Raw genomic sequence first — 13,650 nt, forward strand, 5'->3', positions numbered from 1 at the left:
GGGGCGCATGGGCTCACCAGGGGCACCGAATTCAGCCGTGACCCGGCGGACTCAGCCGTGGAGCGTTCCGCCCGCGTCGGCCGCCTGCGCCTCGGCCACCATCTGGTCGGTGCTGAGGTGGATGACGCCGTAGTCGTAGGCGTGCCGCCGGTAGACGACGCTGGGTTGCTTGGTCTCGGAGTCGACGAACAGATAGAAGTCGTGCCCGACCAACTCCATTTCGTAGAGCGCCTGGTCGAGTGACATCGGAGACGCGACGTGGGTCTTCTCGCGGACGACGAGGGGGCCTTCGCCCTTCACCTCGAGCGATCCGATCTTCTTGGTCGGCACGGCGTCCGAATCTTCTTCCGGTACGAGGCCGCCGTTGCCGTTGAGCGTCGCGGCACCGGGGACGTGGTCGGGCACCTCGGCTGCCGTGAGCCTGCGGACCCCTCGGCGGGTGTGCCGCTTGTCGTGCTGCTTGCGCAGCCGGGCCTCCAGTTTCTCCGCCGCCAGGTCGAGTGCCGCGTACGGATCGCTTGCCGCTGCCTCCGCCCGGATCACCGGACCGCGAGAGCGCAGGGTGATCTCCACTCGCTCACAGCGGTCGGCCTGCCGCGGATTGGGCTCCTTGGACACCTCGACATCGAGGCTGATCACCTTGGCATCCAGCTTCTGGATCTTGTCCAGCTTCAGCTTCTCGGCCACGTGCTTCCGGAACCGCTCGGGCACCTCGGTCTTGCGGCCCTTGACGACGATGTCCACGCAGAACTCCGTTCCCGGATCGCTCCGCATTCCTGGCGGAGCATCTCCCTTGTGCACCAGGCCCCGGCGAGCGCCGGAACCTCGGACTCGGTGACGTCCACCTCCTCCTCCCCCGGGGGCGAGGTCTCCACCCCACCGCTACGGGTGATTGCAGAAAACCCGCAGCACGGCATTCGGACAAGGGAGGGACGGCCTGCGCCTTTTCCCTCTCAACCGAACATATCTCGCCCGGACGGATGTCGTCACCCTCTACTGCGGCGTACCTCCGTTCAGGTGAATTGACCTGCTCATTACCTGCAACGAAGCAAGTTCACGGTCAGTTCCGGTTTATCTCGAAGGACTCCGGCGAAGCGGCGACCACGGCCGCGCGGATCCCGTCCTGAAGGCCGTTCCCGGCGGCTGATCCCCACGGCCCTCGGGGCCGGTGCGCCGGTGCCGTCGTCTCCCTCGCTCTTCGTTCCCCCCTTGCTTCCCCTGCCACGCGCGCATACACCTCCGTGTCAGCACCGCCGACGTCCCCGAGCGCCGCCCGTACCGCGCGCGCCGCCTCCGCCAGCGAAGCGCCCGTCGTCATCAGGTCGTCGACGAGGACGATCCGCCCGCCGGCCAGCATCCGGGCGCTGCCGGCGGCCACCTCGAGGGCGCCCGCGAGATTGGTCAGCCGCTGCCGCGAGCCGAGCCCGGCCTGGTCTGCCACGGCCCGCCGCTGCCGCAGCACGGCCACCACCCTGGCCGCCGTCCCGGCCCGGCGCAGCTGTCCCGCCGCCGCGAGCGCGATCCGCCGCGTCGGATCATGCCCTCGCGCCCGCACGGCCCGCCGCGCGGAGGGGACGGGCACGAGCAGCACGGGCCCCGGACCGCCACCGGCGCGGGAGGCCACAGAGCCGTAGCAAGCCCTCACCGCGCCCGCCAGAGCCGTCCCCAGCGGTCCCGCGAGGGTGAGCGCGCCCCGTTCCTTGTGGGACAGGAGCGTGGCGCGGACCGCGCCCTCGTACGGCGCCGCCGCGTGCACCGGGGGCAGGCCTGCCGGCTCCGGCATCGGTCGCACCCGGCGCGGCGCGCTGCCGTGGAGAGCCGCACGGCACTCCGGGCAGAGCACCGCGCGCGGCCTGCCACAGCCTCCGCACTCGGCCGGCAGTACCAGATCGGTGAGGTCCTGCCACCACCTCCGCATGGCGACCACTGTGCCAACGCCCGCAGCAGCCTGCCACCCCTGTGGAAAACTCCCTGTGGACAACCGGGCGGCGGCCGTCGAACCACCGGCGGGGAGCCCTGCTCGGGGCTCGCGGCGTCACCCGGGGTAGACCGGCGCGGTGCCCTCCTTGACCACCTTCTGCCACTGGGCCCCGGACGACAGGCGCACGATCCCGTCCTCCGAGTGCGCCACCAGCGGGAGCCGCTCGTCCTCGGACGCCGCTATCTGCTTCACGCCCGTCAGCGAGGCGGGCGGGTTGCCCACCGGCGTCGAGCCGTCGACCTGCACGTACCGGATCTGCTGCACCCCGCCGGCCTCGCTGCCGACCACCACCAGCCGGCTGTCCCCGGCCCAGGACATGGCCGTGACCTCCTCCAACTGCGGAGTCACCGAGTGCAGTTCCAGGATCGACACAGCAGGCTGTCCGCCCCTCCCGCTGTCCCGCTCGATGCGCCCGATCTGCAGGGACGTCTTGCCGTTCTTCTCCACGATCAGCGCGATCCGAACACCGTCGGCCGCCACCCGCACCGCGTCGATCCGCCCGTCGAGGCCCGGTGTGCGGACCTCCACCGGCGTGCCCGCGCCCTGTTGCAGCATCACCAGCCGCGGGTGCTTCGGGTCACGGTCGGCCACCCACAGGTCGCCCCCGCCGTCCCAGCTGGGAGTCGTCAGCCGGTCGTTCTTCGACGCGCCGCCACTGATCAGCACCGCGTTCCCCAACGAGGCGCCCGACGCCAGCGAGCCCACGTACAGGTACTGCCCGTCGGCAGAGACACCGGCCGCGGTGTCCTCGTCCCGCGAGACGGCGGCCGCGCGCAGCGGCTTCTCACCCTCGCCCAACGGGCCCGGCACCGGTTCTGGCTGCTTGGAGCCGCTGCCGCCGGGCAGGCGCACCAGCCGCTGCCTGCCGTCGATGAAGTACTCGTACTCGGGTCGCCGGCCCGTGCCGTGCGAGGCGATGACCTCGGCCCGGTCCTCGTTGAGCGCGCACAGCTTCGTGCCGTTCGAGCCGCGCAGCTCCACCTGGCTCACGCCCGTGGGCGTCAGGTCCTGCAGGGTGAACAGCAGCTGCGCCGCCATCCTGTCGCACTGCGTCGCCCCGACCCGGTCGGCCTTGTCGTTGAGCGGCACCGTCAGCTTGTTCTGGTCATCGGGCGACAGGGAGGTGACGTCCTTCCGCAGTGCCGTGCCCGAGGGGAAGCTCGACGTCGCCACGGGGTCCAGCCAGCGCGTGGGGCCCTTCAGTAGTGCGCGGACCGTCGACGTCACCGGGTCCACCTTGCTGCGCACGTACACCGGGTCCGCGACGGTACTCAGCCGTCCGCCCTCCCCGGCGGGCACGTTCGCGGCGTAGTAGTACTTGTTGACCGACACATAGTTGCGCTGGAAGTCGGACCTGCCCATCACCACGCCCTGCGGCAGCGCGTCGATGCGCCACTGTTCGGTCTTCTTCACCAGCGTCAGGTGCACCGTGGCGCTGTACGTCCCCGAGTCCGGCGTGTAGGCGTGCTGCTCGTCCACCATGGCGAGCTTGGTGCCGGTCAGCGTGTACGCGTAGTCGTCCCCGGCCTCCCGGCTCCTGGTGTGGTCGGGCACCGTGTTCGGCCCGTCGGAGAGCACCGTGGTGGACGCGTCGGGGTCCCACCCGCGCGACGCGGCGGCCGTCAGGTACTTGCGTGCCGTCTCGTACTGCGGGTCGTCGCTGGTCAGCGCCTCCAGGAAGCCCTGCACGATCTCCGCCGGCCCGGCGTTCTCACGCGGGGGCATGGCGAAGACGCGGACCTGCGCGTCCTGCCGGGGCGTCGACTCGACTCCCCGCAGATCCCCGCTGTCCGGCATCGAGGCGCACCCAGCCAGCAGTACGGCAGCACAGCCGGCGTACACCCCCCTGAGCAGCGCACGCCGCCGGCCGCCCCCCTCAGCGCCCACGAAACGCCTCCCCTTGCTCACGCTCGTCGGGTCCACCGCCGCCCCTCGGCGGCTCCTGTGCTCTGTCGTCCGGGCGTCGCGAGCCCCCGGCGGGCCGTGGCACCACGCGCGCCCCGTTGCCGGGCATCGCCGTCGGGTCCGCGGTCGGCGCCACGGCCGGCCGCGCCACGATCGGGTCACGTGCCCCGGCCTTCTCACCGGTCGACTGCGCCGGCACCGTGGCACGCTTGCCGGAGCCTCCCTGCGGCAGTCCGGCGTCGCTGAGCCCGCGATTGCGCCGTGAGTCCAGCGGTTCCAGGGGTATCGGAGAGCCCCGCAGCGGCTCGTCCGCGGTCCGCGGCAGGGTCAGCCTGAACTGCGACCCCCCTCCCGGCTCGCCCCACGCCTGCAGCCAGCCGCCGTGCAGCCGCGCGTCCTCCAGAGCGATGGACAGCCCCAGGCCCGTACCGCCGGTGGTACGCGCGCGCGCCGGGTCCGCCCGCCAGAAGCGGCTGAACACCCGGGTCGCCTCCCCGGGCTTGAGCCCCACGCCGTAGTCGCGCACCGCGATCGCGACCGCGCCGCCCGCCGCGGCGAGCTTGACGATGACGTCCTTGCCCTCGCCGTGCTCGACCGCGTTCACGACCAGGTTGCGCAGCACCCGCTCGACACGCCGGGCGTCCGCCTCGGCCACGACGGGCTGCTGGTCGCCGACGACTCGGATCTGCGTGCCCTTGCGCTCGGCGAGCGGCTCGGCCCCGCTCACCACCCGGCGCACGACGTCCCGCAGATCGATCGGCTCGGCCTCCAGCGCCGCCGCACCCGCGTCGAACCGGCTGATCTCGAGCAGGTCCGCGAGCAGCGACTCGAACCGGTCCAGCTGGTCGGCGAGCAGCTCCGCCGACCGCGCGGTCACCGGGTCGAAGTCGACGCGCGCCTCGTGGATGACGTCGGCCGCCATCCGCACGGTCGTCAGCGGCGTCCTCAGCTCGTGCGACACGTCCGAGACGAACCGCCGCTGCATCCGCGACAGGTCCTCCAGCTGCTGGATCTTCAGCTGCAGGTTCTGCGCCATCTTGTTGAAGGCCTCGCCCAGGCGCGCGATGTCGTCCTCGCCGGTGACCTTCATCCGCTCCTGCAGGCGCCCGGCGGACAGCCGTTCGGCGATGCCCGCGGCCATCCGCACGGGGGTGACGACCTGGCGCACCACGAGCCAGGCGATGGCGCCGAGCAGTACGACGACGAAGAGCCCCGCGGTGGCGAGCGTCCCCTTGACCAGGCTGAGGGACTTCTCCTCCTGGGTGAGCGGGAAGAGGTAGTACAGCTGGTACGGGTCGCCGTTGGGGTCGTTGATCTGCTTGCCGATGATCAGCGCGGGCTGGGTGGCCCGGTCGCTGTCGGTGTAGACGATGCGGGTGTAGCTCTGGGCCACGCCCATGCCGGCGTCGACGCGCTTGCGCAGGTCCTCCGGCACGCTCTGGCTCGGATCCACCCCGCCCGACGCGCGCGGACCGAGGCCGCGGTTCTCGTTGTCCGCGGCGGTGGTGCTGAGCGTGACCACGTCGAAGGCACCCTGACCACCGCTGGAAAGGGACTCGACGAGGTCGCTCATCCACCCGCTGACGTTCTGCACCGGATTGTTGCCCGTGCCGGAGTTGTCGTTGCCGTCACTCGCGCTGGCGGCGCTGTCGGCCCTCTGCCCGGCGACGGTGAACCCGCCGACGGCCTGGCTCTGCGACGCCTTCACCTTGGCGTCCAGCAGACCGTTGCGGACCTGCCCGATGACGACGAAGCCCAGCAGCAGCACCACGCCGAGCGACATCAGCAGGGTCGTGACGACGATCCGCAGCTGGATGTTGCGCCGCCACAGCCGCATCATCGGCAGCAGCGGGCGGCGCACCCAGCGCATGACGAGCCGGAGGACCGGGCTGCCGTGGACTCCGCCCTGAAGCAGCCCGCCCTCGAAGAACCGTTCCCACCCGGAGCGCGTCGTCCGCCGACCGACAGGCCGCCCCGGATGGGCTCCGGGCCGGCCGGGCGCCGGAGCGGCACTGTCCTGGGTCATGGTCAGCTCGGCCCGGCCTTGTAGCCGACGCCACGGACGGTCACCACGATCTCCGGCTTCTCCGGGTCCTTCTCGACCTTCGAGCGCAGCCGCTGGACGTGCACGTTCACCAGGCGGGTGTCCGCCGCGTGGCGGTAGCCCCACACCTGCTCCAGCAGGACCTCGCGGGTGAACACCTGCCACGGCTTGCGCGCCAGCGCCACCAGCAGGTCGAACTCCAGCGGGGTCAGCGCGATCGACTGCCCGTCGCGCTTCACCGAGTGACCGGCCACGTCGATGACGAGGTCACCGATCGCGAGCTGCTCCGGCGCAGGCTCCTCCGACCTGCGAAGCCGCGCCCGGATGCGCGCCACCAGCTCCTTCGGTTTGAAGGGCTTCACGATGTAGTCGTCCGCGCCGGACTCGAGGCCCACCACCACGTCCACGGTGTCGCTCTTGGCGGTCAGCATCACGATCGGCACCCCGGACTCCGCCCTGATCAGACGGCACACCTCGATGCCGTCCCGACCCGGCAGCATCAGGTCGAGGAGCACCAGGTCGGGCTTGGTCTCACGGAAGGCGGCCAGCGCCTTGTCACCGTCGGCTACGAAAGACGGCTCAAAACCTTCACCACGCAGCACGATGCCGAGCATCTCGGCCAGTGCGGTGTCGTCGTCGACGACAAGGACTCGTCCCTTCATGGACCACATCATCCCATTAACTAAATCGTTACCTGGCGTGACCTGTCACACAGCGCAGCGAGTGCATCGGCCGTCACAGGCGACGCGACGCCTTCCTCGGTGACGATCGCCGTCACCAGTTCCGGAGGCGTCACGTCGAACGCCGGGTTGTACGCCTGGGTCCCGAGGGGTGCCACAGGTATCCCGCCTCCCGCTTCCGCTCCAGCCACCTGCACCTGAGGTGCGGTGAACTCCGTCACCTCGTGCCCGGGCCGCTGCTCCACGTCGATGGACGCACCGTCCGGTGTCTCCGGATCCACCGTCGTCACCGGCGCCACCACGATGACCGGCACGTGGTGGTACCGGGCCAGCACAGCGAGCGGGTAGCTCCCCACCTTGTTCGCGACCGAGCCGTCGGCCGCGATCCGGTCCGCTCCGATGAGTACCGCGTCCACCTCGCCCGCGGCGAACAGCGAGCCCGCCGCATTGTCCGTGAGCAAGGTGTACGCCATCCCGTTGCGGGCCGCCTCGTACGCCGTCAGTCGAGCACCTTGCAGCAACGGACGCGTCTCGTCCACCCACAGCCTGCGCAGCCGCCCCGCCCGGTGTGCGGCCAGCGCCACCGCGAACGCCGTGCCCTCCCCGCCGGACACCAGCGCACCCGTGTTGCAGTGCGTGAGCAGCCGGTGCCCGCCGCCCGGGAGAAGCTCGTCCAGCAGCGCCAGGCCGTGCCGCGCCATCCGCGTGCTGGCCTCGGCGTCCTCACGGTGCAGCGCCCGCGCCGCGGCGAGTGCCGCCTCCGCGGCCTGCCGCAGGTCACCGCCGTCGGCGAGCGCGGCCCGGTACGCGGCCTGGGCCCGTCGCACGCCGACGGCGAGGTTCACCGCGGTGGGCCGGGCGCCCGCGAGCGCGGCGGCGGCCTCGTCCACGTCGAAACCGCGCGCGGCGGCGAGCGCCACCCCGTACGCCCCGGCGATCCCGAGCACCGGTGCCCCGCGTACGGCGAGCGTACGGATCGCGTCCACGAGCGCGGGCGCGTCCGTGCACACGAGCTCCACCTCCTCGGCCGGCAGCCTTCTCTGGTCGAGAAGCGCCACAACCGGGCCTTCGGGCGGCTCCTCCCAGCGGATCGCCGGTATCGCAGCCGCCCCGTTTTCCTCGCCGGATCGCGCGTACTGATCAGCCATGCGGTCAGTCTGCCCCGTACACCGCCGACTATTGAAGGCATGCTGCGTGCACCACCCCCGGTTCCCCGGCGGACACAGCGTGGCACGATGGCTGCCAACCCGCCGCCGCGACCGCGGTCGGGCACCGTGAAGGAGCGACGATGAACGACACTCCGGGCTGGGCCTCGCCCGGATCTTCCCCCTCCGACGGGCGGCAGCCGGACGCCTCCGGCGCGCAGACCCCGGAGCAGCCCTCGGACCAGAGCGGTACCGATCAGCCGCAGCCGTCGAGCAAGTGGTCCAAGGCGCAGCCCCCACCCGGACAGTGGACCGCTCCTCAGCCTCAAGGCCCCGGCCAGGCCCCGCCACCGCCTCCGCCCGGCCCGGGCTGGGGCGCCCGCCCTCCCGCCGCTCCCGGCGGCCACCCAGGCCCCGGCGGCGGCTGGGGCGCCCCGCAACAGGGGTTCGGCGGTTACGGAAGCTGGGGCGGCTCCTGGGGTCCGCCGCCCGCGGCCAAGCCCGGTGTCATCCCGCTGCGCCCGCTCGGCGTCGGCGAGATCCTCGACGGCGCGGTCTCCACCATGCGCACCTACTGGCGCACGGTCCTCGGAATCTCGCTGACCGTCGCGGTCGTCACGGAGACCGTGGTCATCCTGCTTCAGGGCCTCGTCCTGAACGACACCACCGACACCAACACCCTCAAGGACCCCAGCGCCTCCATGAGCGAGGTGAGCCGCGCACTGGGCGACGCGCTGCTGGGCTCCGCCGTGGTCCTGCTGCTGGTGCTGCTCGGCACCATCATCGCCACGGCCCTTCTCACGGCCGTCACCAGCAGGGCGGTGCTCGGCAGGCCGGTGACCGCGGCCGAGGCCTGGCGCGACGCCCGCCCGCAGCTCGCCCGGCTCGGCGGGCTCACGATCCTGCTGCCGCTCATGGCCTTGGCGATCGTCGCCGTGGGCACGCTGCCCGGCATCCTCATCGTCTGGTCGGGGTCCACCGCGGCGGGCGTGTCGCTGGCCGTCCTCGGCGGCCTCGGCGCCGGCCTGGTCGCCCTGTGGATCATGATCCGTTTCTCGCTCGCCTCGCCCGCGCTGATGCTGGAGAAGCAGAGCATCCGCAAGGCGATGGGCCGCTCCGTGAAGCTGGTGCGCGGCTCGTGGTGGCGGGTCTTCGGCATCCAGTTGCTCGCCCAGCTCATCGCGAGCATCGTGGCGTCCATCGTCGTGATCCCCTTCGCCTTCCTCGCCGGGGTGTTCAGCGGCGACGGCCTCGGCAGCCTCATGGGCGGCTCCACCGGCAGCCCCGGCTGGACGTTCCTCATCATCAACGGGCTCGGCTCGGTGATCGGACGCATGATCACGTTCCCGATCACCGCGGGCGTCACCGTGCTGCTCTACATCGACCAGCGCATCCGCCGCGAGGCCCTCGACCTCGAGCTGGCCCGCGCCGCCGGCGTGCAGGACTACGGCTCCCACGTCCCCGGCACCACTGCGGGGAGCTGACGGGGTGAGACTGACGGGGGGAACACTGAGAGCCGCACCTGTGCTGTGGCGCTCGGGCGACGGACCACCGGTGACGATCCCGCGCGACCCCGCGCGGGAGGCGGCCCGGCGTGAGCTGTCCAAACGGATGTACCACCAGAACGACCCCAGCCTGCTGCGGCGTGCCCTGAACGCCTTCTGGGACTGGCTGGACCGGCTCTTCGCCGAGGCCTCCACCGCGACGCCCGGCGGCCCCGTCGGCCTCCTCGTCATCGTGGTGGTGGTCCTTGCGCTCGCCGCGGCCCTGTGGTGGCGCCTGGGCACGCCGCGCCGCATGCCCACCTCGTCCGCGACACTCTTCGACGACCGCCCCCGCAGCGCCGCCGAACACCGCTCGGCCGCCGAGGCGCACGCCGCCCAGGGCCACTGGAACCAGGCCGTCCAGGAACGCATGCGCGCCGTCGTCCGCTCCCTGGAGGAACGCGCCCTGCTCGACATCCGCCCAGGGCGCACCGCCGACGAGGCGGCATCCGAGGCCGGCCGCGTCCTTCCCGACCACGCGGACCGCCTGCGCGTCGCCGCCCGGGACTTCGACGACGTCGCATACGGCGGTCGGGCCGCGGGCGAAGGAACGTACCGCCGGCTCGCCGTCCTCGACGACGACCTGGAACGCGCCAAGCCCCACCTCACCGGCAACGCCCCCAGCGCGGCCCACGACACCCGCCAGGGAGCCGCCGGATGACCGCCGAGGCCGCAGTAGCATCCACGTCGGCCTCGCCCACCGTGCGCCAGGTGTGGACCCGGGCACGCGGTGTGCTCCTCGCCGTCCTGATCCTGCTGATCGGTGCCGTCGTGATCGCCGTGATCCGATCCGGGGACCGGCACGGCCGCCTCGACCCTCGCTCCGCCGACCCCTCCGGCAGCCACGCCGTCGCCCGGCTGCTCGCCGACCGGGGCGTGTCCACGCGCGTGGTCACCTCCCTCGCCGAAGCGCGCGACGCTGTCGGCACCGACACCACCCTTCTGGTCGCCGCACCCGAGCAGTTGACGCACCGCCAACAGAGCTTGCTGCACCAGGCGACGCAGAACTCCGGCGGCCGGACGATCCTCGTCGCTCCGGAGACGTCCACCGGCACGCTGGCTCCCGGCGTCTCCGCCGACCCCGCAGTCAGCCTCGAATCGGCACTGGCGCCCGTCTGTGAGCTGCCCGAGGCCCGGCGAGCGGGCACCGCCGACACGGGCGGGATCCGCTACCGCGCGAGCGATGCCCGCGCGGACTGGTGCTACCCCAGCGAGGGCCTGCCCACCCTCGTGCGCATCCCGGCTGCGTCCGGGGCCGGCGACACCGTCGTCCTCGGCGCGCCCGACATCCTCTACAACAACCGCATCGGCGAGCAGGGCAACGCCTCGCTCGCCCTGCAACTGCTCGGCTCGCGCTCCCACTTGGTCTGGTACCTCCCCTCGCTCTCCGACACCTCGGCCACCGACTCGGGCGGCCAGAGCTTCCTCGACCTGCTCCCCTCGGGCTGGCTGTGGGGCACGCTCCAGCTCTTCATCGCCGCAGCCCTGGCCGCCCTGTGGCGGGCACGCCGATTCGGCCCGCTCGTCCCCGAAAAACTCCCCGTCGCGATCCGCGCCTCCGAAACCGTCGAAGGCCGCGCCCGCCTCTACCGCAAAACCGACGCACGTGACCGCGCGGCCGCCGCTCTGCGCTCCACCACGCGCACCCGTCTCGCCCCCCTGGTAGGCATCCCCCTCGCTCAGGCGCACACGCCCGAGGCCCTGCTCCCCGCGCTGTCCGCCCATCTGCACGGCGACGGACAGTCCCTGCACTCCCTCCTCTTCGGCCCGCCGCCCGGCGACGACGCGGCCCTGATCGCCCTCGCCGACCAACTCGACGCCCTCGAAAGAGAGGTACGCCGTCCATGATGGACCCGACCACTGACAACGCCGGGATCGCCGGGGATCCGGGCGCAGCCCGCGCCTCCCTGGAGGCCCTGCGCGCTGAGATCGCCAAGGCCGTGGTCGGCCAGGACCCCGCCGTGACCGGCCTCGTCGTCGCCCTGCTGTGCCGTGGACACGTCCTGCTGGAAGGGGTCCCCGGCGTCGCCAAGACACTGCTGGTCCGCGCCCTGGCGTCAGCCCTGGAACTCGACACCAAGCGCGTGCAGTTCACACCGGACCTGATGCCGAGCGACGTCACGGGCTCGCTCGTCTACGACGCCCGCACCGCCGAGTTCTCCTTCCAGCCGGGCCCGGTCTTCACCAACCTCCTCCTCGCGGACGAGATCAACCGCACCCCGCCCAAGACCCAGTCGTCCCTCCTCGAAGCCATGGAGGAGCGCCAGGTCACGGTCGACGGCACCCCGCGTCCGCTCCCCGAGCCGTTCCTGGTCGCCGCGACGCAGAACCCGGTCGAGTACGAGGGCACGTACCCACTCCCCGAGGCCCAACTGGACCGCTTCCTGCTCAAACTGACGATCCCTCTGCCGTCCCGCCAGGACGAGATCGACGTCCTCACCCGCCACGCCGCGGGCTTCAACCCGCGCGACCTGCGCGCCGCCGGCGTACGCCCCGTGGCGAGCGCCAAGGAACTCGAGGCGGCACGTGCCGCCGTCGCCAAGACGACCGTTTCCCCCGAGATCACCGCCTACGTCGTGGACATCTGCCGAGCCACCCGCGAATCCCCGTCCCTCACGCTCGGCGTGTCGCCTCGCGGTGCCACGGCCCTGCTCGCCACATCCCGAGCCTGGGCCTGGCTGACGGGCCGTGACTACGTCATCCCCGACGACGTGAAGGCACTCGCCCTCCCGACACTCCGCCACCGGGTCCAGTTGCGTCCCGAGGCGGAGATGGAAGGAGTGACCACCGACTCGGTCATCAACGCGATCCTCGCCCACGTCCCCGTCCCGCGCTGATGGCCTTCACCGGACGCGCCGCGCTCCTCGCGGCACTCGGCACCCTCCCGGTCGGCATCTGGGACCCCAGTTGGACAGGCATTCTCGCCGTCAACGGCTCACTCGCACTGGCGTGCGCCTGCGACTTCGCACTGGCCGCACCGGTACGCCGACTGGGCCTTACCCGTTCCGGTGACGCCTCCGTACGCCTCGGCGAAACGGCCGACGTGACGCTCACGGTCACCAACCCGTCAGGACGGCCGCTGCGCGCCCAGGTACGCGACGCCTGGCCGCCCAGCAGCTGGCAGCCCGGCACCGAAGTGGCCGCGTCCCGCCACAGTCTGACGGTCCCTCCGGGCGAGCGCCGCCGTGTGACGACCCGTCTGAGGCCCACTCGCCGAGGCGACCGCCGAGCCGACCGCGTCACGATCCGTTCGTACGGGCCACTCGGCCTCTTCTCCCGCCAAGGCACGCACAAAGTCCCCTGGACGGTCCGGGTTCTGCCGCCCTTCACCAGCCGCAAGCACCTTCCCGCCAAACTGGCCCGCCTGCGGGAACTCGACGGCCGCACCAGCGTGCTGACGCGCGGCCAGGGCACGGAGTTCGACAGTCTGCGCGAATACGTCCCCGGGGACGACACCCGCTCCATCGACTGGCGCGCCACGGCACGGCAGAACTCGGTCGCGGTGCGCACGTGGCGGCCCGAACGCGATCGTCACATCCTGCTGGTCCTGGACACGGGCCGTACCTCCGCCGGCCGGGTCGGCGACGCGCCGCGGCTGGACGCCTCCATGGACGCGGCGCTGCTGCTGGGCGCGCTGGCGACCCGTGCGGGCGACCGCGTGGATCTGCTCGCCTACGATCGCCGGGTACGCGCTCTGGTCCAGGGACGAGCCGCCGGCGATGTCCTGCCGTCGCTGGTCAACGCCATGGCGATGCTGGAGCCAGAACTCGTGGAAACGGACGCGCGCGGTCTTACGGCCACCGCACTACGAACGGCGCCCCGGCGCTCGTTGATCGTCCTGCTGACCACACTGGACACGGCTCCCATCGAGGAGGGACTCCTTCCAGTACTGCCGCAGCTCACCCAGCGCCATACGGTGCTGCTGGCGTCGGTGGCCGACCCGCACATCGCCCGGATGGCGACGGCGCGAGGCAGCACAGAGGCGGTGTACGAGGCCGCTGCGGCGGCTCAGGCACATTCGGAACGGACGCGCATGGCCGAGCAGCTGCGGCGTCACGGGGTGACGGTCGTGGACGCGACGCCGGAGGATTTGGCCCCGGCCTTGGCGGACGCGTATTTGGCACTGAAGGCGGCGGGGCGGCTCTGATTCCAGGGGCATGAGGCGGCCTTCAACGCCTCTTCCCCTTTTTCCTCGTCCTGCCTTTGCCTTTAACGCAGAAAACCCCCGCGCTGAATAGCACGGGGGTTTTCTCACAAATTGTTCGGCGGTGTCCTACTCTCCCACAGGGTCCCCCCTGCAGTACCATCGGCGCTGTAAGGCTTAGCTTCCGGGTTCGGAATGTAACCGGGC

11 protein-coding genes and 1 rRNA gene are annotated in these 13,650 nt (G+C 71.9%); 5 read left to right on the plus strand and 7 right to left on the minus strand.

Features of this window, described 5'->3' with window-relative positions:
• Positions 1–51: 51 nt before the first annotated feature.
• From hpf to mtnA, 6 genes are all read right to left on the minus strand, one after another.
• The gene (gene hpf, locus ACFYZE_RS17960; protein WP_388994340.1) at positions 52–744 is read right to left on the minus strand and encodes a ribosome hibernation-promoting factor, HPF/YfiA family; all 693 of its coding nucleotides are present in this window, start codon (positions 742–744) and stop codon (positions 52–54) included.
• A gap of 316 nt (positions 745–1,060) precedes the next feature.
• Complete coding sequence (locus tag ACFYZE_RS17965; RefSeq protein WP_388994343.1) at positions 1,061–1,918, minus strand: ComF family protein; 858 nt, start codon at positions 1,916–1,918, stop codon at positions 1,061–1,063.
• Positions 1,919–2,035: 117 nt separating this feature from the next.
• On the minus strand, positions 2,036–3,868 hold the full coding sequence (locus ACFYZE_RS17970) for an LpqB family beta-propeller domain-containing protein (RefSeq protein WP_388994346.1): 1,833 nt from the start codon (positions 3,866–3,868) through the stop codon (positions 2,036–2,038).
• Positions 3,858–5,912 (minus strand): MtrAB system histidine kinase MtrB, encoded by a 2,055-nt coding sequence (mtrB, locus tag ACFYZE_RS17975; RefSeq protein ID WP_388994349.1) that lies wholly within the window; start codon positions 5,910–5,912, stop codon positions 3,858–3,860. The genes ACFYZE_RS17970 and mtrB overlap by 11 nt, the downstream gene beginning before the upstream one ends.
• Positions 5,913–5,914: 2 nt before the next feature.
• The gene (gene mtrA / locus ACFYZE_RS17980) at positions 5,915–6,604 is read right to left on the minus strand and encodes a two-component system response regulator MtrA (protein WP_200417736.1); all 690 of its coding nucleotides are present in this window, start codon (positions 6,602–6,604) and stop codon (positions 5,915–5,917) included.
• 8 nt (positions 6,605–6,612) lie between these two features.
• Positions 6,613–7,758 carry an S-methyl-5-thioribose-1-phosphate isomerase gene (gene mtnA, locus ACFYZE_RS17985; RefSeq protein ID WP_388994352.1) on the minus strand — a complete coding sequence of 382 codons (1,146 nt, stop codon included), beginning with the start codon at positions 7,756–7,758 and terminating at the stop codon, positions 6,613–6,615.
• Between the two features lie 140 nt (positions 7,759–7,898).
• Between mtnA and ACFYZE_RS17990 the strand changes: the two genes are divergently transcribed.
• From ACFYZE_RS17990 to ACFYZE_RS18010, 5 genes are read left to right on the plus strand one after another with little or no spacing between them, the layout of a single operon-like run.
• Positions 7,899–9,239, plus strand: a complete 1,341-nt coding sequence (locus tag ACFYZE_RS17990; protein ID WP_388994354.1) for a glycerophosphoryl diester phosphodiesterase membrane domain-containing protein — start codon at positions 7,899–7,901, stop codon at positions 9,237–9,239.
• Between the two features lie 4 nt (positions 9,240–9,243).
• Positions 9,244–9,960 (plus strand): DUF4129 domain-containing protein, encoded by a 717-nt coding sequence (locus ACFYZE_RS17995; RefSeq protein ID WP_388994357.1) that lies wholly within the window; start codon positions 9,244–9,246, stop codon positions 9,958–9,960.
• Positions 9,957–11,147 carry a DUF4350 domain-containing protein gene (locus ACFYZE_RS18000; protein ID WP_388994360.1) on the plus strand — a complete coding sequence of 397 codons (1,191 nt, stop codon included), beginning with the start codon at positions 9,957–9,959 and terminating at the stop codon, positions 11,145–11,147. Before ACFYZE_RS17995 ends, ACFYZE_RS18000 begins: the two co-directional genes overlap by 4 nt.
• Complete coding sequence (locus ACFYZE_RS18005; protein ID WP_388994420.1) at positions 11,147–12,136, plus strand: AAA family ATPase; 990 nt, start codon at positions 11,147–11,149, stop codon at positions 12,134–12,136. Before ACFYZE_RS18000 ends, ACFYZE_RS18005 begins: the two co-directional genes overlap by 1 nt.
• Entirely contained in the window at positions 12,136–13,446 is a 1,311-nt protein-coding gene (locus ACFYZE_RS18010) for a DUF58 domain-containing protein (RefSeq protein WP_388994363.1), read from the plus strand. The genes ACFYZE_RS18005 and ACFYZE_RS18010 overlap by 1 nt, the downstream gene beginning before the upstream one ends.
• A gap of 113 nt (positions 13,447–13,559) precedes the next feature.
• On the opposite strand, the gene rrf is transcribed toward ACFYZE_RS18010, so the two are convergent.
• Positions 13,560–13,650: ribosomal RNA gene (gene rrf / locus ACFYZE_RS18015) — 5S ribosomal RNA — on the minus strand; the annotation flags it as partial.

The sequence above is a fragment of the Streptomyces sp. NPDC001796 genome (genome assembly GCF_042892355.1).
Lineage (GTDB): Bacteria > Actinomycetota > Actinomycetes > Streptomycetales > Streptomycetaceae > Streptomyces.

Excerpts from the sequence above, each read along its gene's own strand:
- ACFYZE_RS18010 (WP_388994363.1), top strand. The coding sequence starts at position 12,136 with ATGGCCTTCACCGGACGCGCCGCGCTCCTCGCGGCACTCGGCACCCTC.
- mtrA (WP_200417736.1), bottom strand. The coding sequence starts at position 6,604 with ATGATGTGGTCCATGAAGGGACGAGTCCTTGTCGTCGACGACGACACC.
- mtnA (WP_388994352.1), bottom strand. The coding sequence starts at position 7,758 with ATGGCTGATCAGTACGCGCGATCCGGCGAGGAAAACGGGGCGGCTGCG.
- ACFYZE_RS17990 (WP_388994354.1), top strand. The coding sequence starts at position 7,899 with ATGAACGACACTCCGGGCTGGGCCTCGCCCGGATCTTCCCCCTCCGAC.
- ACFYZE_RS18005 (WP_388994420.1), top strand. The coding sequence starts at position 11,147 with ATGGACCCGACCACTGACAACGCCGGGATCGCCGGGGATCCGGGCGCA.
- mtrB (WP_388994349.1), bottom strand. The coding sequence starts at position 5,912 with ATGACCCAGGACAGTGCCGCTCCGGCGCCCGGCCGGCCCGGAGCCCAT.
- ACFYZE_RS18000 (WP_388994360.1), top strand. The coding sequence starts at position 9,957 with ATGACCGCCGAGGCCGCAGTAGCATCCACGTCGGCCTCGCCCACCGTG.
- ACFYZE_RS17965 (WP_388994343.1), bottom strand. The coding sequence starts at position 1,918 with ATGCGGAGGTGGTGGCAGGACCTCACCGATCTGGTACTGCCGGCCGAG.